At 45.1% G+C, this 20,963-nt stretch carries 21 protein-coding genes and 1 tRNA gene; 5 read left to right on the top strand and 17 right to left on the bottom strand.

Translation table 11 applies throughout. The annotated features are described in order from the left end of the window. Nucleotides 1-90 precede the first annotated feature (90 nt). Nucleotides 91-165 (top strand) — tRNA-Arg (locus tag HRR27_RS08270). 283 nt (nucleotides 166-448) lie between these two features. Here the strand turns inward: HRR27_RS08270 and HRR27_RS08275 are convergent. Beyond that, nucleotides 449-706 (bottom strand): hypothetical protein, encoded by a 258-nt coding sequence (locus HRR27_RS08275; RefSeq protein ID WP_173272692.1) that lies wholly within the window; start codon nucleotides 704-706, stop codon nucleotides 449-451. 442 nt (nucleotides 707-1,148) lie between these two features. Here HRR27_RS08275 and HRR27_RS08280 point away from each other — a divergent pair, with 442 nt between their 5' ends. Next, on the top strand, nucleotides 1,149-1,382 hold the full coding sequence (locus HRR27_RS08280) for a helix-turn-helix domain-containing protein (RefSeq protein ID WP_173272694.1): 234 nt from the start codon (nucleotides 1,149-1,151) through the stop codon (nucleotides 1,380-1,382). Between the two features lie 374 nt (nucleotides 1,383-1,756). Then, entirely contained in the window at nucleotides 1,757-2,047 is a 291-nt protein-coding gene (locus tag HRR27_RS08285) for a helix-turn-helix domain-containing protein (RefSeq protein WP_173272696.1), read from the top strand. A gap of 99 nt (nucleotides 2,048-2,146) precedes the next feature. Here HRR27_RS08285 and HRR27_RS08290 read toward each other — a convergent pair whose 3' ends face one another. From HRR27_RS08290 to HRR27_RS08355, 14 genes are all read right to left on the bottom strand, one after another. Continuing rightward, complete coding sequence (locus HRR27_RS08290; RefSeq protein WP_173272698.1) at nucleotides 2,147-2,923, bottom strand: TatD family hydrolase; 777 nt, start codon at nucleotides 2,921-2,923, stop codon at nucleotides 2,147-2,149. Continuing rightward, nucleotides 2,920-3,939 carry a DNA polymerase III subunit delta' gene (gene holB, locus HRR27_RS08295; protein WP_173272700.1) on the bottom strand — a complete coding sequence of 340 codons (1,020 nt, stop codon included), beginning with the start codon at nucleotides 3,937-3,939 and terminating at the stop codon, nucleotides 2,920-2,922. The genes HRR27_RS08290 and holB overlap by 4 nt, the downstream gene beginning before the upstream one ends. Beyond that, nucleotides 3,939-4,574 carry a dTMP kinase gene (gene tmk / locus HRR27_RS08300; protein ID WP_173272702.1) on the bottom strand — a complete coding sequence of 212 codons (636 nt, stop codon included), beginning with the start codon at nucleotides 4,572-4,574 and terminating at the stop codon, nucleotides 3,939-3,941. The genes holB and tmk overlap by 1 nt, the downstream gene beginning before the upstream one ends. 14 nt (nucleotides 4,575-4,588) lie before the next feature. Beyond that, entirely contained in the window at nucleotides 4,589-5,611 is a 1,023-nt protein-coding gene (gene mltG, locus HRR27_RS08305; RefSeq protein ID WP_173272704.1) for an endolytic transglycosylase MltG, read from the bottom strand. A gap of 3 nt (nucleotides 5,612-5,614) precedes the next feature. Beyond that, nucleotides 5,615-6,508 (bottom strand): aminodeoxychorismate lyase, encoded by an 894-nt coding sequence (pabC, locus tag HRR27_RS08310; protein ID WP_173272706.1) that lies wholly within the window; start codon nucleotides 6,506-6,508, stop codon nucleotides 5,615-5,617. A gap of 4 nt (nucleotides 6,509-6,512) precedes the next feature. Then, the gene (locus HRR27_RS08315; protein WP_173272708.1) at nucleotides 6,513-7,967 is read right to left on the bottom strand and encodes an aminodeoxychorismate synthase component I; all 1,455 of its coding nucleotides are present in this window, start codon (nucleotides 7,965-7,967) and stop codon (nucleotides 6,513-6,515) included. Nucleotides 7,968-8,019: 52 nt separating this feature from the next. After that, a complete protein-coding gene (gene fabF, locus HRR27_RS08320; protein ID WP_173272710.1) occupies nucleotides 8,020-9,258 on the bottom strand; it encodes a beta-ketoacyl-ACP synthase II in 1,239 nt (412 codons plus the stop codon). 182 nt (nucleotides 9,259-9,440) lie between these two features. Then, nucleotides 9,441-9,674, bottom strand: coding sequence for an acyl carrier protein (gene acpP / locus HRR27_RS08325; protein ID WP_173272712.1), 234 nt, complete (start codon nucleotides 9,672-9,674; stop codon nucleotides 9,441-9,443). Nucleotides 9,675-9,823: 149 nt separating this feature from the next. Beyond that, on the bottom strand, nucleotides 9,824-10,564 hold the full coding sequence (gene fabG, locus HRR27_RS08330) for a 3-oxoacyl-ACP reductase FabG (RefSeq protein WP_173272714.1): 741 nt from the start codon (nucleotides 10,562-10,564) through the stop codon (nucleotides 9,824-9,826). A gap of 53 nt (nucleotides 10,565-10,617) precedes the next feature. Continuing rightward, nucleotides 10,618-11,541 (bottom strand): ACP S-malonyltransferase, encoded by a 924-nt coding sequence (gene fabD, locus HRR27_RS08335; RefSeq protein WP_173272716.1) that lies wholly within the window; start codon nucleotides 11,539-11,541, stop codon nucleotides 10,618-10,620. 84 nt (nucleotides 11,542-11,625) lie between these two features. After that, nucleotides 11,626-12,603 (bottom strand): beta-ketoacyl-ACP synthase III, encoded by a 978-nt coding sequence (locus tag HRR27_RS08340; RefSeq protein ID WP_279585861.1) that lies wholly within the window; start codon nucleotides 12,601-12,603, stop codon nucleotides 11,626-11,628. Between the two features lie 114 nt (nucleotides 12,604-12,717). Further along, nucleotides 12,718-13,731 carry a phosphate acyltransferase PlsX gene (gene plsX / locus HRR27_RS08345; RefSeq protein WP_173272718.1) on the bottom strand — a complete coding sequence of 338 codons (1,014 nt, stop codon included), beginning with the start codon at nucleotides 13,729-13,731 and terminating at the stop codon, nucleotides 12,718-12,720. Between the two features lie 6 nt (nucleotides 13,732-13,737). After that, a complete protein-coding gene (gene rpmF, locus HRR27_RS08350; protein ID WP_173272720.1) occupies nucleotides 13,738-13,914 on the bottom strand; it encodes a 50S ribosomal protein L32 in 177 nt (58 codons plus the stop codon). Nucleotides 13,915-13,935: 21 nt separating this feature from the next. Continuing rightward, the gene (locus HRR27_RS08355) at nucleotides 13,936-14,475 is read right to left on the bottom strand and encodes a YceD family protein (RefSeq protein WP_173272722.1); all 540 of its coding nucleotides are present in this window, start codon (nucleotides 14,473-14,475) and stop codon (nucleotides 13,936-13,938) included. A 364-nt stretch (nucleotides 14,476-14,839) separates the two neighbouring features. Between HRR27_RS08355 and HRR27_RS08360 the strand changes: the two genes are divergently transcribed. Next, nucleotides 14,840-15,490: a Maf family protein gene (locus HRR27_RS08360; protein WP_173272724.1), complete on the top strand. Its 651-nt coding sequence runs from the start codon at nucleotides 14,840-14,842 to the stop codon at nucleotides 15,488-15,490. A 6-nt stretch (nucleotides 15,491-15,496) separates the two neighbouring features. Here the strand turns inward: HRR27_RS08360 and HRR27_RS08365 are convergent, their stop codons facing one another. Together HRR27_RS08365 and HRR27_RS08370 are read right to left on the bottom strand one after the other, a co-directional pair. Next, nucleotides 15,497-16,153: an HAD-IA family hydrolase gene (locus HRR27_RS08365; RefSeq protein ID WP_173272726.1), complete on the bottom strand. Its 657-nt coding sequence runs from the start codon at nucleotides 16,151-16,153 to the stop codon at nucleotides 15,497-15,499. A gap of 18 nt (nucleotides 16,154-16,171) precedes the next feature. Then, nucleotides 16,172-17,122 carry an RluA family pseudouridine synthase gene (locus tag HRR27_RS08370; RefSeq protein ID WP_173272728.1) on the bottom strand — a complete coding sequence of 317 codons (951 nt, stop codon included), beginning with the start codon at nucleotides 17,120-17,122 and terminating at the stop codon, nucleotides 16,172-16,174. A 954-nt stretch (nucleotides 17,123-18,076) separates the two neighbouring features. Between HRR27_RS08370 and rne the strand changes: the two genes are divergently transcribed. Next, on the top strand, nucleotides 18,077-20,890 hold the full coding sequence (rne, locus tag HRR27_RS08375; protein WP_173272730.1) for a ribonuclease E: 2,814 nt from the start codon (nucleotides 18,077-18,079) through the stop codon (nucleotides 20,888-20,890). Nucleotides 20,891-20,963 lie beyond the last annotated feature (73 nt).

Here is a 20,963-nt window from a genome sequence, read left to right on the forward strand (position 1 = left end):
TGAAAAATTTTTGAATGTTGTTTTTGGTAAAAATCAGAAAAACTTTCAATCTCAATGCTCAAACCCTTATAATACGGGCGTTCACAAAACGCGCTCATGGTGAAAGGGATATCACAAGATCCTCCGGAGATCTGGTTAGAGGTTCGAGTCCTCTTGAGCGCGCCATCTATTTTCCTAGCTTAACTCTCAAACTCTAATTTCCAACCTTTGACTGATTTGTGCCAACCTTGGTGTCGTCAAAACCAAGTAAACTCGTGTATCTTTTTTCTAGTCACTGCTTTATTTCATTTGTTCAGCACTACAAGAGTTGTACATGAAGAATGGATATCTTCTTTCCTTACCCATACAAAGAATCACTCTTTGCAACGGGAATAACCATTCCAGAAGACGAAAAAAAGCCAGCAACCGACTCTACCATCCTTGGTCCGTATCGGTTGCTAGCGAAATCTTAATATTCGTAACGCTCTTCTTTTTTGTTACTTAGATTATGAGCACTGATTGCGACAGAAGGATCAATATTAAGACCATAGGCAATCATTTCAGGCCAGACTTCTTGCAATTTCTCAATGTTGGATGATTTCATCGTACTGGTTCCGTTGAGAAAACGAAAGAAGGCACTTGGCGTGATTTGTGCCACTTCCGCAACGCGATGTTTAATAATGCCTTTCGCTTCAATATACGATTTTATTCTTTGGTTAAAATTCATTTTCATCTCCCTTTTATGTAATTCGACAACGTGCGAATATCGAACGATTTTTAAGTCACATCTCCAAATTACACTGCTAACATGTATAAAAAAAGAGTGAAAATAATTCACTCATAACTATTACCTATATACTGTGTTTAAATGAAGTATCTTAAGATAGTTTAACTAACTACAACTTTTACCAGCGTTATATCGTTAAATGCGTAACCAAGTGGTTATTTTTACTAAATCATTATTAAAAGTAGAGTATTAAGGTGTTATGAACACTTAAGGCATGCCTAATATATTCTATACTTTTGTATAGACTAATTCTCTTTGCACGCTATAATGACACCGAATCACAAATTATTGATGCGACTCTTTTAGGGTCATCTGAGTAAAAAACCAAGGACAGGAATTTTCTCTGTTTCTCCCCAGCAGCGAAACTTTGTAGGTGCACAGAATGCCATTGGCTAAAAGAATGCGACGCTATATGCAAATTAAGAACTTAAGTGCTCAAGAAGTGGCTGAAAAATGTGGAATTCCACTTTCAGAGTTGCAAAATTTTTTGGACGGCATTGGTGCAATTGACTCGATGCATTTTGAAACTTTGAACTCAATTTGGCCAGAATTGGTTGCCTACACCTTTAATGTTGATGCGAGTGTTTGTACGGATTTCCCAATAACCAAGCACTAATACACTAAACGTCTATCACTTCTACCTGCTGTTTCGTGTCAAACGACACCCGATTGAATCAGCCCCACCTATAAGTACTTATACTTAACACTGAGATTCTCGCGATAATGAAAGATAATCTCCCACTTAAATCTATACCTTTGAAATCCTTAAAGATAAGAACCACAAATTATTGACGCAACAACTGAGAATGTATAAATTTTCAGCTATAATGGGTTGGATAACAGAATTAGATTAATTTTGTTAAGTGCGTTAAGGACATAAGTACTAAAAAACAATCTAGCAGCAATGTTAATTAACATTTTTCTAAATGCGTTTAACAATAAGTTACCATTGCAAGGTATTAGAGATAATCAAAATAGCAGGAGCAGGAAATGAAATTTCATGAGAGAGTGAAATTCTATATCGAATGGAAAGGCATTACGAAAAAGCGTGTGGCGGAAGTCGCTGGAATAACTCAAAGTGCCCTTTATCGATTCCTTAACGGAACCAGTACAATGAAGTCCTCACACCTACAAAAAATTAATGAAGAATGGCCAGAAATGGTTGCATTTAGTTTTGACATCAGCCCTCATATTGCGAACGAAGCACAGCGCATCAATGAACAGGATTTTCAAGCTTTTGTCGCAAAGTTAAAAGCAGTAGACGCATCTAAAACCGTGTAGCCAACGTTTTCAATTATTATTTTGCAATGTCCCTACAATTGAAAAGCCGACCTCCTTTATCTTGTCGGCTTTTTTATTGATTGCCAAATGACACTGCACTTATGCGAAGTTCGTAGAGAAAAGTCGATTGAAATTTTGCGTGGTGACCTTGGCGATTTCCGCTAAACCGACCCCTCTTAAATCCGCAATTTCTTGAGCAACATAATGCGTATAACCTGGTAAATTCGTTTTCCCGCGATACGGAACTGGCGCCAAGTAAGGTGAATCCGTCTCCAGCAGAATACGATCTAATGGCACTTGCGCAGCAACCTCTTTTAAAGCCTTTGCATTTTTAAAGGTAACAATACCGGAAAACGAGATATAGAATCCTAATGCCATTGCCTGTTCAGCAATTTCCATATCTTCCACAAAACAATGCATAATCCCGCCAACCTGTTCGGCATGTTCTTCCGCAAGAATACGCAAACAGTCCGGCGTGGAATTACGCGTATGAATCACCACCGGTTTATTAAGTTGCTTTGCAACCCGAATCTGTTGACGAAAACGCTCATGCTGCCAGTGCATATCCTCATCGTCAAAATGAAAATAGTCCAACCCGATTTCGCCAATCGCCAACACCTTTGGGTGTGATGCTGCGGCAAGCAACTGCTCATCGGTAATTACCACATCAGGCTTTTCACAAGGATGCACGCCAATCGCCGCATAGATTTCTTCATGCTGTTCAGCCAATTGCAAAACCTCATGCCATTTATCCGGATTTATCGCGATGCACATCATGCGCTCCACCCCGAGTTGCTTTGCCTGAGCAATCACTTCATCAATTGAACCAGCCTCTGCCGGCAAAATATTTAAATGACAGTGCGAGTCGATAATCATAACAATCCTCTGCGTAATTTTTCATGAAACAATTTTTGTCGCATCTCGGATTTGGATTGGTCGTTTTGCTGTACCCACAAAGCCAACAAATTTTCCAAAACCAACTCTTTATTGGCGTTTCCCTGCCAAGCGTTTTTCGCTTGCAGCACTTGCTGCTGGAACTGCAACAGTTCAAGCACTGCCGCTTTGTCCTCAAGCACTGATGCCGCGTATACGATTTTACGATTCTGCATTAACGCCCAAAAATAAAAATAATCAAACACACGAAGCGGGTTCGGCCATTTCAACCAAGGCAAAATCACTTTTGAAAGCACTTTTTTATTCGATTGCGCTTGCTTTAAACCCTCTTGCCACTCGGCGTATTCTTGCACGCCCCCCTTATCAATCCAAGTCAATGCCATCAAAGGTGCGCCCCAATTTAAGCGTAACGCTCTTTTTAACAAAGCTTGATCAAACTGCGGACGCTGCTGAGCTAACCAACTTAAAGCCATGGCCAATTCCGGCGTCGAAACCGTCATTTTTTGGCATCGGCTTTTAATGGTTGCAGGCAATCTTGACTGCTGCGCACACGTTAAAATAAACAGTGTTCTCTGTGCCGGCTCTTCTAAAGTTTTAAGGAGCGCATTGAAAGCCGCAAGTTTGAGATTTTCGACCTCGGCAACGACGATAACTTTATACCCACCTTGGTGAGAGGTTTCGTTTTGTTTTTCAATCAGTTGGCGTACTTGATCCACCCCGACCGTGGTTTTATCTTCAAGCCGTTGCAGTTGGAAAAAATCTGGATGCTGACCGGAAGAAAATAATTGACAAGAAACGCACTGACCGCAAGCCCCTTGTGAGGATGCGTGCTGACAAAGAGCTTGTTTTGCCATCTGCTCAACCATTAACTCAATGCCAATACCCTGTGCAGAAAGAAGTAAATAGGCGTGTCCCAAACGGTCTTGCAACTGCTGCCATTGCAACCAAGGAGCGCGCAACCAAGGCAGTTGTGCTAACGGATACAAGGGCGCTTCCATCAACAAATTAAACCCAATTTGCTCGCCAATTGCTGACGAATCTGGCTCTGTACCACCACTAAACTCTGCGCGGCATCCACAACAGCATAACGCTGCGGCGCGGCTTCAGCGCGCTCTAAGTAAGCATTCCGGACGTTTTCAAAAAACGTTTTTTGTTCTTGTTCAAAGCGATCCACGACCGCCCCTCGAGATTTGACTCGCTGCATCCCAATTGCTATCGGTAAATCAAATACCAGCGTTAAATCAGGCGCAAATCCTTGCTGCACCCAGTTTTCTATCGGCTCAATACGCGCAAACCCCATCCCGCGTGCCGCCCCCTGATAAGCGTAAGAGGCGTCGGTAAAACGATCAGAAATAACCCAAGCCCCTCGCTGCAATGCCGGTTGGATTTTTTCAAAAATATGCTGTGCACGCGCAGCAAACATCAATAAGAGTTCGGTATCCTGATGCATTGCCGTGTTTTCTGGGTCAAGCAGTAAAGCCCGAATTTTTTCGCCAATCTCTGTGCCACCCGGTTCACGCGTGGTAACAACTTCCAAACCTTGTGCTTGTAGAAGCTCTTGAATATACGCTAAATTCGTTGATTTACCGGCGCCTTCGGAGCCTTCCAAAGTAATAAATTTACCTTGCTGCATTGGCTAAGCCTTTGTTATTTATTCAAAATGTATTTTTGCACTGCGCGATTATGGGCTTCTAGCGTCTCTGAAAAAATGTGCTGACCGCCCCCTTTTGCAACAAAATACAGTGCTTTAGTTTGGTTGGGCTGCAGCACCGCTTGAATCGCCTCTCGACTCGGGTTAGCAATCGGCGTTGGCGGCAAACCACTCATCTGGTAGGTGTTATAGGCGGTGGCGGCATTTAAATCTTTTTTGCGAATATTGCCATCATAGTCCTGTCCAATGCCATAAATGACCGTTGGATCGGTTTGCAGGCGCATCTTTTTACGCAAGCGGTTAACAAACACCCCTGCGATTTCAGCGCGTTCTGGGGCAAAACCAGTCTCTTTCTCAACAATCGAGGCCAACACTAACGCTTCTTGTGGCGATTTCAAAGGCAAGTCCGCTTGACGTTTCTCCCAAGCAGCCTGTAAAACATCATTCAACGCCTGCTGAGCACGCAATAAAATCGTTTTATCACTGTCGCCAGCATGAAAATAGTACGTCTCAGGTAAAAAACGCCCTTCCAAATTTGCATAGGGATATTTATCAGCGATTTCTCCCGAAAGAGTAAACGCTTTTTGAAGTCCTTTTATATCCTCAAGTGACAGCTCTTTTTTCAATTTTGGTAAAGCATGAAGTTGTTGCAAAGTCTGAGCAAAGGTATGCCCAGCAATAATGGTCGCTTCATAGCGCACTGCCTCGCCTTTGATGAGAGCATCAATCAGTTCATCCACGGTAAAATTCGGTTGAATGGCAAATTCGCCTGCTTTCAAGAGATGTTGTTTTTCTTGATAGCGTAGATACCAAACAAACAACTGAGGCTTTGCTAAAAAACCCTGTTGGTGCAATAGATTGGCTATTTGTTTGGCATTGGCGCCTTTAGGCACAACCAAAACAATCGATTCGCTCTGTTTAGAAAGCGGCTGAGTAATAAAACCCTGCCAAGTTATCCAAGCCAATGCTGCTAACAATGACAGCACAATCAACCAAGTTATCAAAAAAAACTTACGCACCTTTTATCGGCCTATTTCATTTACTAAAGAGATTGCCGTTGCAGATTGATAATCATCAAAATACGCGCCAATTCGTGCAATATCCAACAGGGACTCGCTGGCAAAATGATGTTCACTCTGATCCGCCATGTGCAAAGCAGCAACCGGCACAATACCGCGAATTGCGTTACTCAAAAAGAGCCCATCGGCCTCCAACACTTGCGCCCATTGAACAGGTTGTTCACGCCAACGATAACCAAGCTGCACAGAAAGCTGTTCTAACGCATAACGCACTGTGCCATGCACACCGCTTTCGTGCAACAACGGGGTAGTCAGTTCATCGCCACGTAATAAAAACAGATTGGCTTGACTGGAGCAGATGACGTCCTGTCGAGCGTTACACATTAAACCGTCGCTAAACCCTAAATGCGCTAACTCGTTTTTGGCAAGCACATTGTCCAAACGGTTTAAATGTTTGATACCCGCCGTTGCTGTATTCAAACTCAGCGGCGTTTGGCACTCCCACAGCGTTAGAGGAGGCGTTGCGTTCAAATCACTCGGCGCGGCAGACCACTGTATAATTAATGTTGGCTGACTCGGTTCTGGAGGTTGATAGCCGCGTCCGCCCACCCCTCGGGTAACCATGATTTTTAGTACCAAAGAGTGAGTGTTTAGCTCACCAAGCTGGGCATAGCTGGCGCAAATTTGCTTCAATAAATCGGCGCTATCCAGTGCAGGAAAATGCAATTTTTCAGTACTTTGTTGCAAACGCCACAGATGTGCGGACCCATTTAACCAAGCCCCATTACGCACCAAAGCGGTAGTAAAAAAACCATCGCCATAGCTTAGACCACGGTCAAAGACATTCAAGAATGACGTTTCTGATCCATTAATCCATACACGAGGCGAAGCAAGCATCCGCTTAAGCGTCTTTTAAGCCAAACGCACGCAACAATCCGCGAGCTTTATGACGAGTTTCGACCAATTCAAATTGTGCATCAGAATCTGCGACTATTCCGGCACCAGCACGAAACTGAATGACCGACTCGCCTTGCTGTTGATACTGAATTAAGGTGCGAATCAGTATATTCAAATCCAAACTGCCATCCAGATTAATGTAACCCAAAGAGCCGGTATAGGCTTCGCGCGGCATTTTTTCAAGTTCAGCGACAATCTCCATGCAGCGGATTTTCGGGCAACCGGTAATCGTGCCGCCTGGAAAAAGCGCATGCACAATATCCAATGGTGAAAAGCCATCGCGCAATTTACCACGCACGTTAGAGACAATGTGATGCACGTGCTGGTATGACTCAACCACCATTAATTCATTCACCTCAACCGTACCTGGCTGGCAAATGCGCCCCAAATCATTACGCTCCAAATCGATCAGCATAATATGTTCGGCACGCTCTTTTGGATGAGCAATTAACTCGTCCATCAAAGCCTTATCCGCCGCAACATCTTCACTACGACGGCGCGTACCGGCAATGGGTCGCGTATCTACCCAGCAATGGTCAAACTTCACCAGACGCTCAGGCGAAGAACTAATAATCTGCCAAGGGGCTTGATGCTGATCTTGCAAACACGCTAAAGCAGCAAAAGGCGCTGGATTATTCAAACGCAAAGCTTGATAGACTTGTAGATAATCTTGTTCTGCGGCCAAATTTGCTTGCCACAAACGCGATAAATTTACCTGAAACACATCACCAGCCAAAATGTATTCCTTAATGGCATCGACACCTGCTAAATATTTTTGCGGATCTTCTTCTTGAAGATTGTTAATGACCACATAGCTCGCCGGTTTATCCTCTTGAAGCAACACCTCTTCAATCTCGGCAAGTATTTCACTCAATAGATGCGCATAGTCTGCCTCGACCAAAATCCACAGCTGATGCCTGTTGTGGTCAAGCGTTACCGACGCATGGCATCGCGTTAGATTCGCCAACGGCAACTGCGATGTCGGTAACTGTAAAACCGGCTCAACCACCTGTGCATAATCGTAACTAAAGTAGCTAAACCAGCCGCTCTTAAAAGGCAATTGATTGGCTTGATGCAGCAACGCACCGACCGCCACATTACTAAATAACGCCGACACACCATGTAACGTGATGGCAAATTCACACTGCGCACAGTCGACAAACGCCTGTTGCGCCTGAGCGACAAAGAGTTCACTAGGCGCACCGGGGTTTAGTTGCATTGATTCGCTTGGCTGCGCCATTAGAATCGAAAAGTCACCTTGTTCACTTTTGGCAACACTTTCCAATAAAAAAGGGTAGCGCTGTGGATTTAACCGGTGCAATGCAGAGAGGTCGATTGTTTCAGCTTCTGCCAAAAAAACAGGCTGTGCAATCACAGCCTGAGTTACTAATTGATTCATAAGTTTCTATACACAAGGCAAATCAAATCGCCTGAAATGAAAGGGAATTTAATTATACTTTGGCTAAAATAAGGGTGGCGTTGGTTCCACCAAAACCAAATGAGTTAGAAAGCGCATAATCAAACGAATAATCACGTGCTTCATTAGCGACGTAATCTAAATCACAACCCTCTTGAGGATTGTCTAAATTGATGGTCGGCGGCAATTGCTGATTTTTTAGCGCCAAGGCGGTAAATACCGCTTCCATTGCACCGGCGGCACCTAAGGCGTGGCCCGTCATCGACTTGGTGGAGCTCATACATAAATCATAAGCCGCAGCACCAAATACCGATTTCACCGCACTGGTCTCACATAAATCGCCTGCTGGGGTGGAGGTTCCATGCGCATTAATGTAACCAATCTGGTCAACATTTAATCCTGCATTACTTAAGGCGGCTTGCATACAGCGCGCAGCACCGGCGCCGCCAGCGGCGGGTAAGGTCATATGATAAGCATCACCACTCATCCCAAACCCGATTACTTCAGCGTACATGGTTGCACCGCGTGCTTTGGCATGTTCATACTCTTCCAAGACCACCGCACCGGCACCATCCGCCAACACAAAACCGTCACGGTCTTTATCCCAAGGACGGCTTGCCGCTTGTGGGTTATCATTGCGTGTGGAGAGCGCGCGTGCCGCTGCAAAACCGGCCAAGCCTAATTCCGTGGTAGCGTATTCAGCACCACCAGCAATCATGACATCCGCATCACCGTATTGAATCATGCGCGCCGCATCGCCAATGGAATGTGTTCCAGTGGCACAGGCGGTACCAATTGCCATATTCGGCCCTTGTAAACCAAACATAATCGACAAATTTCCAGAAATCATATTGATGATTGAACTTGGCACAAAAAAAGGTGAGACGCGGCGCGGTCCAGATTTTAAATAAGCATGGTGTTGTGTTTCAATCGAACCAATACCACCAATACCCGAACCGATAGACACGCCAATACGCGGCGCATTCTGTTCAGTCACTTGCAGACCAGAGTCACGCAATGCTTGTGCACCTGCCGCAATGCCATAATGAATAAATGGATCCATCTTCTTCGCTTCTTTTGGACTGATATAGTCCGCAGCATTAAAGCCTTTCAATTCACCACCAAAGCTGACTGCAAACGGTTCGGTATCAAACTTGGTTAAGTAATCAATCCCACTTTTTCCGGCGAGAAGATTATTCCAGTTTTCTTGCACACTTAGGCCAACGGCAGATAAAACACCCAGACCAGTAATTACAACACGACGCTTTGTCAAAACGACACCCTCTTGCTAATTTAATTTTGGGTTTACCGTATTTAATATTATTCGGCAAACTGAGTTTGGATGATTTTATGGGGACTTGTTGTGAATGTCTAGGGCTGGCTAAACAGACAGACATAAAAAAAGGCCGCTGAGGGCGACCTTTTTTACAATCGGCTCTGAAAATCAGAACGTGATTATAGATTTGCTTCTACGTAAGACACTGCTTGCGCTAGCGTAGAGATTTTTTCTGCTTCTTCATCAGGAATTTCACAGTCAAATTCTTCTTCTAACGCCATAACCAATTCAACGGTATCAAGTGAGTCAGCACCTAGATCGTCAACGAAAGACGCATCAGCAGTTACCTGATCTTCTTCTACACCAAGTTGCTCAACAACAATTTTTTTAACGCGTTCTGAAATATCGCTCATTTTGGAAATTCTCCAATTAGGGTTTGTATAAAAATAAAGTGGGGGTATTTTCGCTTTATGTTTTAGGTTTTTCAAGCATTTTTGCACTTTTTGCACTGCAAAGAACTTTATGACTGCAGAAACAAAACGGTATCAATTAAAATGCCACATCAAACCATGTACATACCGCCGTTTACATTCAGTGTTTGGCCGGTAATATAAGCACCGCCGTCACCCGCTAAAAAGGTCACTGCTTTAGCTATATCTTCCGGCTCGCCGAGGCGATTTAACGGAATTTGTCCGGTCAGCATCTGACGCTGTTCATCCGGTAATGCACGAGTCATATCGGTATCAATAAAACCCGGTGCAATGGTATTAACAGTAATATTGCGAGCACCAACTTCACGCGCTAGCGATTTACTAAAGCCGATAATGCCTGCCTTCGCTGCGGCATAATTTGTTTGCCCTGCATTCCCCATTACGCCAACGACTGACGCAATATTGATAATACGGCCGCCTTTGGCTTTCATCATGCCACGCAAACAGGCTTTCGACATACGGAAAACAGAACTCAAGTTGGTCTGAATAATCTCATCCCACTCGTCATCTTTCATTCGCATTAGTAAGTTATCGCGAGTAATCCCAGCGTTGTTAACCAAAATTGTCGGTGTACCGAACTCTTTTGTTACCATCGCCAATAATTCGGTAATCATTTCTGGTTCCGTGACATTCAAACAAGCACCACGCCCTTGTGCGCCGGCAGCTTGTAAATAATCACTAATGGCTTGGGCGCCGTTTTCTGACGTTGCCGTACCAATGACAATGGCACCTTGTGCGGCAAGATCAAGCGCTATCGCTTTACCGATTCCTCGGCTTGCGCCAGTAACCAACGCAACCTGATTTGTTAACATCGTTTATACCCTTTATGGTTAATACGTACTCTTAAGAATTTAGTTCACCAATTCTATAGGCTTGCTACGGCTTTTTCCAGTGTCGCAGTATCAAACACCGCCTGCATCGCCATTTTACGGTCAATGCGGCGATTTAACCCCATCAACACCTTACCGGGACCAATCTCAAATAAGTCCGTAACGCCAGCCGCTTTCATGGCCGCAACGGTCTTCACCCACTGCACTGGTTGATACAACTGCTTTACCAGCAAATCTTTGATCTCATCCGGAGTGCTCGCTTGAGCGAAATGCACGTTATGCAGCACAGGCACCGTTGGCATCTGGATTGTCACCAAGGCCAATTTTTCTGCCAACTGCTCTGCAGCGGGCTTCATTAAAGAACAGTGTGACGGAACACTCACCGGTAAAGGCACAACACGCGAAGCGCCAGCCGCAAGCGCAGCTTCTTGCGCCGCATCCACGGCTGCCTTTTTACCGGCAATCACCACTTGACCCGGTGAATTAAAATTAACCGCTTCAACAATGCCATCGACGGCAGCACAAACTTGCACGACGACCTCATCTTCTAACCCCAACACGGCGGCCATAGCTCCAGTGCCTGCTGGCACGGCACTCTGCATTAAACGACCGCGCAAGGCGACCAGCTCAATCCCCTGCTCAAGCGTCATAGCACCAGCCGCAACCAAAGCGGTATATTCACCCAATGAGTGCCCCGCAACAAAAGCCGGAGCCACGGATTTTTGCGCCTTAAGCACTTCAAATACTGCCATCCCAGCTGCCAACATCGCCGGTTGTGTTACATCTGTTTGATTCAATTTGCCACTGTCATCATTCTGCACTAAATCCCACAGGTCATATCCCAACACCGCTGAAGCACGTTGAAATACTTCGGCGACTTGCGAATGATTCACAGCCAAGTCAGCCAGCATCGCTGGCGATTGCGAACCTTGCCCTGGAAAAACAAATGCATAACTCATTTTGACTTTAACCTCTATTCTTTTTTTAAGGCGTCAATTGCGCCCTTTATAAAAAACGCCTCAACAAAAAGGCGCTTTCAACAATTAATACTTAATGAGTGCCGAACCCCAAGTAAAACCACCACCAAACGCTTCCAGTAAAATGGTTTCGCCACGCTGAATGCGACCATCACGTACCGCCTCATTCAAAGCCAATGGAATCGACGCACTTGAGGTATTGGCGTGCTTATTGACGGTCACCACGGTTTGGTCTGGCCCTAACTTCAATTTGCGCGCAGTGGCGGTAATAATACGTAGATTAGCTTGGTGCGGAACCAACCAATCCAAATCTTCTTTTTGCATATTATTAGCCTGTAGCGTCTCACTCGCGACCTTAGATAAGGTATTTACCGCAACCTTAAAGACTTCATTGCCTTTCATCGACATGGTACGCTCAGCGATGTCATCACTTTGCGGAAGCTTGGATGGGCCTGATGGCACGTGCAATAACTCTTCAAACTCACCATCAGCATGAATATGTGTGGAAAGAATCCCCGGCTCGCTTGAGGCCTCCAATAAAACCGCTCCAGCGCCGTCACCGAATAGCACGCAAGTGTTACGGTCTTGCCAGTTAGTGATTCGCGATAAGGTTTCCGCACCAATGACCAACGGACGCTTAACCATACCACTTTTGACAAATTGATCAGCAACCGATAGAGCATACACAAAGCCAGAACAGACGGCTTGAACATCAAATGCCGGGCAGCCGTGAATCTTCAAACGCTGCTGAATCAAACAGGCCGTGCTTGGAAAAATTTTATCCGGCGTCGTGGTGGCAACAATAATCATATCAATGCTGTTGACCGCAACACCCGCCATTTCGATGGCAGCAAGCGCCGCTTTCTCACCTAAATCTGCAGTGGTTTCACCTTCCGCAGCGATATGACGTTGCTCAATACCCGTGCGCTCTCGAATCCATTCATCGCTGGTTTCGACAATTTTTTCCAAATCAAAATTGGTCAATATCTTTTCTGGCAGGTAGCCGCCGGTGCCGATAATACGGCTATATATTTTTTGGCTCATAAATTCAACATCTTTGCGTTGATTGCGGTCCAGCTGTTACCAACTGCCGTCATTGCATCGAAAGAGAGCGGCTTATGCCGCTCACTAAGAAAGAGGATTAAGAAAAGGAGAGACTTAAATATCGCCTTGAATAAGCTTTGATACTTCAGCAGAAATGCGCTCTGGCACATTCTTACTCACTTCCAAGCGAGCTTCTGCAATCGCTTGCAAGAAGGCGAATTGGTCGGCTCCACCATGGCTCTTAATCACAATTTTGCGTAATCCTAAAAGTGATGCACCATTATAGCGGCGCGGATCGACCTTGTCTTTAAAAGACTTTAGTACGGGATAGGCGATTAAACCAGCAATCTTAGTAAAGATATTACGGTTAAAAGCTTCTCTTAGATAAAAGGCGATCATTTTGGCGACACCTTCGCTCGATTTTAAGGCGATATTCCCATCAAAACCATCACAGACAACCACATCCGTATTGCCTTTGTAGATATCATCCCCTTCGATATAACCCACATAGTTAATCGAAGTCTCTTGAATGAGCAGATGCGCATCTTTAATTCGCTGATGCCCTTTAATTTCTTCTTCGCCAATATTGAGTAATCCCACGCGCGGCGTCGCATTACCATCCACCGCACTGGCAAGTACTGAACCCATTACAGCAAATTGCAATAGATTTTCGCCCGTACAACCGACATTCGCCCCCAAATCCAAAACATGCACATGGCCTTGCATTGTCGGCATAGAGGTACAAATAGCCGGACGATCAATATCAGGAAGGGTTTTTAAGACAAATTTTGCCACCGCCATCAGCGCACCCGTATTACCGGCACTGACACAGGCTTGCGCCTCATTCTCTTTCACCAAATTCAAGGCAATACGCATCGAGGACTGGCGTTTATTACGCAGCGCTTTAGAAGGAAGCTCATCCATATCAACCACTTGCTCGGCATGAACCACAGTGATACGAGAAGAATCGTACTGATATCCGGCAAGAACTTGCTCTATTTCAGCTTGTTTACCGACAAGAATGACGTGAATGTCTGAGAATTTTTTGAGTGCATCGATCGATGCCGGAACCGTGACCGCAAGACCGCGGTCACCGCCCATGGCGTCAATTGCTATATTGATAGCCAAGATAAATTACGCCTTATCTTGTACGACTTTTTTACCTTTATAGTAACCGTCAGCAGTCACGTGGTGACGACGGTGTACTTCACCAGTAGTTGGATCTTGGGTTAGCGTAGTTGCCGTTAGCGCATCGTGTGAACGACGCATACCACGCTTAGATGGGGTTTTACGATTTTGTTGAACAGCCATGATACTCTCCTAAATAAATAATTACTTCTTCAGTCCTTGTAAGGCAGCGAACGGATTCCTGCTTACCGGCTGAGACTCTTGCGAGTCGTTGGTCTCCGACTGCTGATTATCATATGTGTTTGTATAAGCCAAAGAGCTATTTGGATCTACTGGCACCATCGGCACACAGAGTAACAACTCTTCTTCGACCAACTCGTGTAAAGAGAACTTCTCTTGCGTGAGTTCAAACACTTCAATATCTTCAGGCAAATCATCAACCAGCGCCATCGTTTCGGTAAACACACCTCTGACTTCCGTATGAATCGGACATTCAAAATTACGTAACGATCGTTGACACTGTAAATTCAATTCGGTTGCAAGCTGCATTTCAAACATAGGAAAACGAATAACCTTGTTGTAATAGAACTTGATATCAACCGTCACTTCTCGACTATCGTTTATATCCGTCGTAAGCAATTCGCCAAGACGCTTTAAACGCGAAAGTTTGACTGTGCCAACATAATGTTTATCATGTTTGACCGCATACAGTGGATCGATAAAATCGGGTAGCTTATTTAACATAGGCGCGCATCATACCCACAAGCAGACATTAAGTCAAAAAATAACACACAAAAAAGAAGAGAAAATTTTGCTTTTTAAATCCCTCTTTTTAACCCTTAGATTGCGTCACTGGCATGTCACACTATGCCAAGGTCAAAAAGACTCTAAACAACCACTTTAAAAAACCCAAAATCAATAAAAAATAATCAATAAAAACAATAAATTAAAGATAAAAAATCAATAAAATATCATGATTCAAACCAGCGCAATCACACCAAGAAAAATGACTTCGTCCACGGATAATTAAACGACCAAGCCATACTTAGCTAATGCATTTAATCACCCCAAAAAAACCTTTACCGACCCAGCCTCAAGGAGAAAAACTATGCAAGATACCCACCGGTTATCCACAAGACACCCACAACTTCTCCCACTCGTTCTGGCATCCACTTCGATCTACCGACAACAGATGCTTCAAAAACTTCAGCTCCCCTTTATGACTTGCAAACCCGAAGTCGATGAAGCGCCGCTTGCCAACGAGAGCACACAACAGATGGTACAACGGCTATCACTCGCCAAAGCCCTAGCCCCAGCCCCTGCTTTTCCAGACCATCTTATTATCGGCTCTGATCAAAGCGCGGTGTTAAATGACCATCCGCTCGGTAAACCACACACTTTTAGTAATGCGAAAGCCCAACTTCAAAGCTTTAGTGGCAAAACCATTACGTTCTACACTGGACTTGCGGTGGTCAATACCAAAACTGGCGACTACTACGAAAAATTAGATGTCACAAAAGTGGTCTTTCGCACACTGAGCGAACAAGTGATCGAAAACTACCTAACGATCGAACAACCATTAAAATGTGCGGGGAGTTTTAAATCAGAGGGACTTGGCATCACTTTATTTGAACGCATCGAGTCACGCGACCCAAATGCGTTAATCGGCTTACCCTTAATCGCTTTAACGGACATATTTTATGAGATGGGCGTGGAACTGCCACTCGCACCGCAAAACACGCATAACGACACAGAATAAAATAACTTAGGTATGTTGCATCAACCACGCATTTAGCTGCTGCAAATCATCCAATTGCGCGACGGGTTGAAAAACGTCCAGTTGATGCATTTGATGCACACCATGGCTTAGCGCAATACGATCCATACCAATAGCCTGCGCCATCTCCATATCAAAGGTCGTATCGCCAATCATCACCGCATCTTCGACCGCAACTTGCAACACATCGAGAATCTGTTGTAGCATCAAGGGATCCGGCTTAGAAGCCGATTCAACCGGTGTTCGGGTGATATCAAAATAAACCCCAAAACCACACTCCGCCAACACTTGATTCAAACCCTTACGGCTTTTACCCGTGGCGATTGCCAACTTCACACCCTGCTGTTTTAGATTAAGCAACAACGCCTCCGCGCCCGCAAACGGCAACATCTCAACCACACTGTCCTCCAAAAAAGACTGCGTATAAGCTTGTGCCATGCGCACCACCTGCCCTTCCTCTAAGTCCGGATAAAGCCCAAGAATCGCCTTATCCAAACTCAATCCAATAATCTGCTTATTAACGTCATCAGGCAATACTGGCAAACCGCATTCAAGCGCCGCAATCTTAATCGCATCAACAATGCGCGCTTCCGAATTCATTAAGGTGCCATCCCAATCAAAGATAGCCAACTGGTATTTCTTCATTCTCATTTCACTTTTCGGTTAACTTAATTCTTCAATCAAACGCTTAAAGTCCGACCACAAAGGCGCTTCAAAACGCATTGGCTGTTCAGTTACCGGATGAATAAACCCTAAAATATGCGCGTGCAGTGCCAACCGTTTCATTCCAACTTTTCGGTAACGCTTATTCACCTCGCGATCGCCATAACGATCATCCCCAACCAAAGGACAACCTTGCGCCAAAGCGTGCACCCGTATTTGATGAGTACGTCCGGTTTTCAGACGAACCGCCATCAAGTCACAACCTTTTAGATGCTGTTGCAGTTCAAAATAACTCAACGCAGACTTACCATCCTGAGCCACTTTTACATGCCATCCACCATCCTTTAGATGCTCTTTTTTTAACGGCAAATCGACTTTTTGCAACCCTTTCGGCCACTGACCACTGACAATTGCCAGATAGCGTTTTTCAAACAAATCATCGCGCATCTGCTGATGCAGTGCTTTCAACACTGACGCTTTTTTCGCAATCAATAGACAGCCGGAAGTATCACGATCAATACGATGGACCAACTCCAAACGTCGTGCCAGCGGACGCAAAGCTCGCAAGACCTCAATCAAACCAAACCGAATTCCGCCACCACCATGCACCGCAACACCAGATGGCTTATTAACCACAATCAAATCGTTATCTTCAAATAATATTGACTGCTCAATTTGTCGCAACTCATCGGCTGGAATTTCCGAGTTATCCAGCTTCTCCGGCTGCTCGATTCTCAATGGCGGTACGCGCACCACATCACCCGGCTGCAAATGATCACTAACCTTACGACGCCCTTTGTTTACGCGCACTTCACCTTTGCGGATAATCCGATAAATCAATGCCTTAGGCGCTTTTCTAAAATGACGCATTAAGAAATTATCGAGGCGTTGACCACTATCCTCTTCACCGACGTCTAAAAACTGTACTTGCGTGTACGGCTGCTGCGTCATCTCCACTCCTAAGTTACTGCGGTTTTAAACAAGCGCCTATTGTAACGATTTACGTTGATTCTGCGCGCTTTTCTGTAACCTTTAGGCAGCACAACAAACCACCCAGCACAACACCAAACACGCCCATTATTTTGACCCAAAAAAGCCACTTATCCGCAAGTCATCGACAACTTATACACAGCTTTTTACACAAATAAAAAGATAGAGATTGCCAAGCCTGCATTCGGGTGATATATTTGCCAAGCTTTTAAAACCATAAGCATAACCGCTAAGGTTATTTTAAGAGTAGAAAGTGGCGAAATAGACTATAAAAGTTTATTATTAAACCCTTAAAACTCAATTAAACACCCAATTTTTAACGCTTTTGTATTTAGTCTTATACTGCCAAATACCACTGCATTTTAAAACTGGAACATAGCACCACGGACAGACGACTGTTCTGCTTTAAAGTATGCAAAGTTGTTGGACGCAGCGACTCCTAACTGGATCACCCTAAAAGTCATTCGCGTTTTTTCACGCCTGACCTGCAAAATCATAAACCGTTTTGTTTCTGATTGCTCTGGTTAAGACCCCCTAAGACGCCACAACAACCATACGAGCAGCGCGCGAAAACCGTTAAAAATCAAAGCTTTGCTTTGACGGCTAGAGCATAGGCACACAATAAACGATAAACAAAAAGATTGCTTCTGCTCGATACAAATTGTTACCCAATTGACAAACTTGATACACGCAGCCGACCGCAACGTTGGCGAAAGAGATCGCTTAGCCCCTTGACCGGGCGGTTTTTTTACGGAATTTATCCACTAAACATCCGAAACTAAAAGCGAATCACGCAAGATGCATATTTCAGGTAACAAACCGCCTAGACACCCTTTGCAGCCAAAACTCGTCAGCATTTAGCAGAAAACCTGCCCTCTCGCTGTGTTCTCTTAGCCTCATAGTAAAGAGAAATTAATGAAAAGAATGCTCATAAATGCCACCCAAAAAGAAGAGGTGCGCATTGCCTTAGTCGATGGTCAAACACTGTATGATCTCGATGTCGAAACCCCATTGCACCAAAAGAAAAAAGCCAATATCTATAAAGGTAAAATCACCCGCATCGAGCCATCCCTAGAAGCCGCTTTCGTCGACTATGGTGCTGATCGTCACGGTTTTCTCCCTTTCAAAGAACTTGCAAGCGAATACTTCCCTGATCGCAAACCTGACTCTGGACGCGTCACCATTAAAGATGTGTTAAAAGAGGGGCAAGAAATTATTGTCCAAGTTCAAAAAGAAGAACGCGGCAATAAAGGTGCCGCACTTACTACACAAATTACCCTCGCGGGCCCTTATGTCGTTATGATGCCAAACAACCCTAAAGCGGGTGGCATTTCTCGCCGCATTGAGGGAGACGACCGCAGCGATATCCGCGACACCTTGCGCGACCTAGAAACACCAGATGGTATGGGACTGATTATCCGTACCGCGGGTGTTGGTAAAAGCACGGATGAATTGCAATGGGGCGTTAATTACCTTGTCCAACTTTGGCAGGCGATTACCAAAGCATCGGAAGAGCGTGCAGCACCTTTCTTGATTCATCAAGAGTCCGACATCGTGATTCTGGCAATCCGTGACTACTTACGTCAGGACATCGGCGAAATCATTATCGACGATATGGAAACTTTCCATAAAGCGCGTGACTTCATTCAACACGTTATGCCGCAACAAGTCTATAAGGTTAAACCTTATCAAGATACCATTCCGCTGTTCACTCGTTTCCAGATTGAATCACAAATCGAATCCGCGTATCAGCGTGAAGTCACGCTTCCTTCTGGCGGCGCGATTGTTATCGACATCACTGAAGCCTTAACCGCGATTGACATTAACTCCAGTCGCGCAACCAAAGGCGGTGATATCGAAGAAACCGCTTTCAACACAAACATTGAAGCAGCCTGTGAAATTGCCCGTCAACTGCGCCTTCGTGACCTTGGTGGATTGGTGGTTATCGACTTTATCGATATGCACTCCACTAAACACCAACGTGAAGTAGAAAACAAAATTCGCGATGCCGTTAAATCCGATCGAGCACGAGTACAAATTGGCAAAATCTCACGTTTTGGCCTATTGGAAATGTCACGTCAACGTCTGCGCCCATCAATTGAAGAATCCACGCAAATTGTCTGTCCACGCTGTAGCGGTGTTGGGGTTATTCGCGGTGTATCTTCACTCGGCCTATCTATCTTGCGTCTGCTTGAAGAAGAGAGCATGAAAGAAAATACGCGCCGTGTAACCGTGCAGCTTCCGGTTGATGTCGCCACTTTTCTATTAAACGAAAAGCGCAATCAAATCACCAAAATTGAAGACCGCCATAATATGCATGTTTTGATTGTGCCGAACGAGCACCTACAAACACCGCAGTACATTATGGAACGTACGCGCATGAATGATGAAATTGAACATCATGCAAGCTACGAAAATAAAATTGAAATCATCCGCGAAGCCGAACTGCATAACGTCAATGAAACACCGCAAGCCAAAGAAGAACCTGCGGTTAAAAACATTACACCAAGCGCACCGCCACCAACCCCGGTTGAAGTAACCGCACAAACCCAAAACGGCGGCAATGAGGCCGCACCGAAGCCAGGACTCTTTACCCGTGTATGGCGCGCACTGTTTGGCAAAGCTGAAGAACCTGAAGAAACCAAACCACAAAATAAATCACGTAATAGCCGCCGCCGTAATACCAATCGCGATGGCGAGGAACGTCGTCCAAATAACCCTCGTCGCGGCAACAGCCGTCGCCGTAATAGTCCTCGTGACGACACTCGTGATGGTGCGCAAACCCCTAATGCACAACGTGATAACTCGCGCAACAACGCAAATAACGACACTGTGCCAACATCGGACGAGAACAATAGCACGAATCTGGAAGATGGCAATAAACGTCGTCGCAGTCGCCGCACGAACCGTGGTCGCCGTAATAAAACGGAAAATGGCGGTGAAGAACAAAACTTTGCACAAAACAATGACGAGTTTGAAAACACAGCAGATCAAATCAGTGAGTTGGAAGTCAACGACAACAACGTAAACGAAGCCGTGAACGATGATGACGAACAACAAGACAATGGCAAAAAACCGCGTCAACGTCGCCGTAGTCGTTATAACAGCCGCAGCCAGTTTAACTCTCGTCGTCGTGCGCCGAAAGATGCGGAAAACCGTTCAATTCACTCACCTGCACCGCATTTAATCAATGCCGATGGAGAGATAATTGAAGCCGTAACTCAAGCTGAAAACACACAAAATGACACCGAGGTTGCAGACGCAACACCGCCGGTTTCTGAAACGGTTCAAGCAATCGACGAGTTCACAAACACGACTTTAGCGACCACTGCAGCACCGGAACAAAGCATCTACGAGGCAAACACTTCCAGTGGTGATTCGCAAACCATTTCGGTCGAGCCAACAGAAAATGCGTCTGACGCACAGCGTGCTCAAGTCGAATTACCTCTTGAACCGATTGCGGAACCGGTACTCGACGTCATCAAAGATGCGGATGCGAATGACAACGCATCAGGCGTCACGCCAACTGAGTCAATAACTGAATCAATGGTTGTTGACATCGCGAAAGAGACGGCCGATGAGCAGATTGCCGCAGCAGAACAATCGCTAAACGAGCAATCCGAAACCACTGACCCGGTTGAAACCTTGATCACTCCTGCGAATGACGCCGTTGACGCGACAGAAGCAGAGAAACAAGACTCGGAAAGACGAGAAACACCGAAAGTCTAAAGGCACCAAAACACGGATTGTCAAACTGATAATCCTCAAACAACAACGCCCGAATACGGTAATCGTGTTCGGG

It is taken from the genome of Thiosulfatimonas sediminis, from assembly GCF_011398355.1.
Classification (GTDB): Bacteria; Pseudomonadota; Gammaproteobacteria; order Thiomicrospirales; family Thiomicrospiraceae; genus Thiomicrorhabdus; species Thiomicrorhabdus sediminis_A.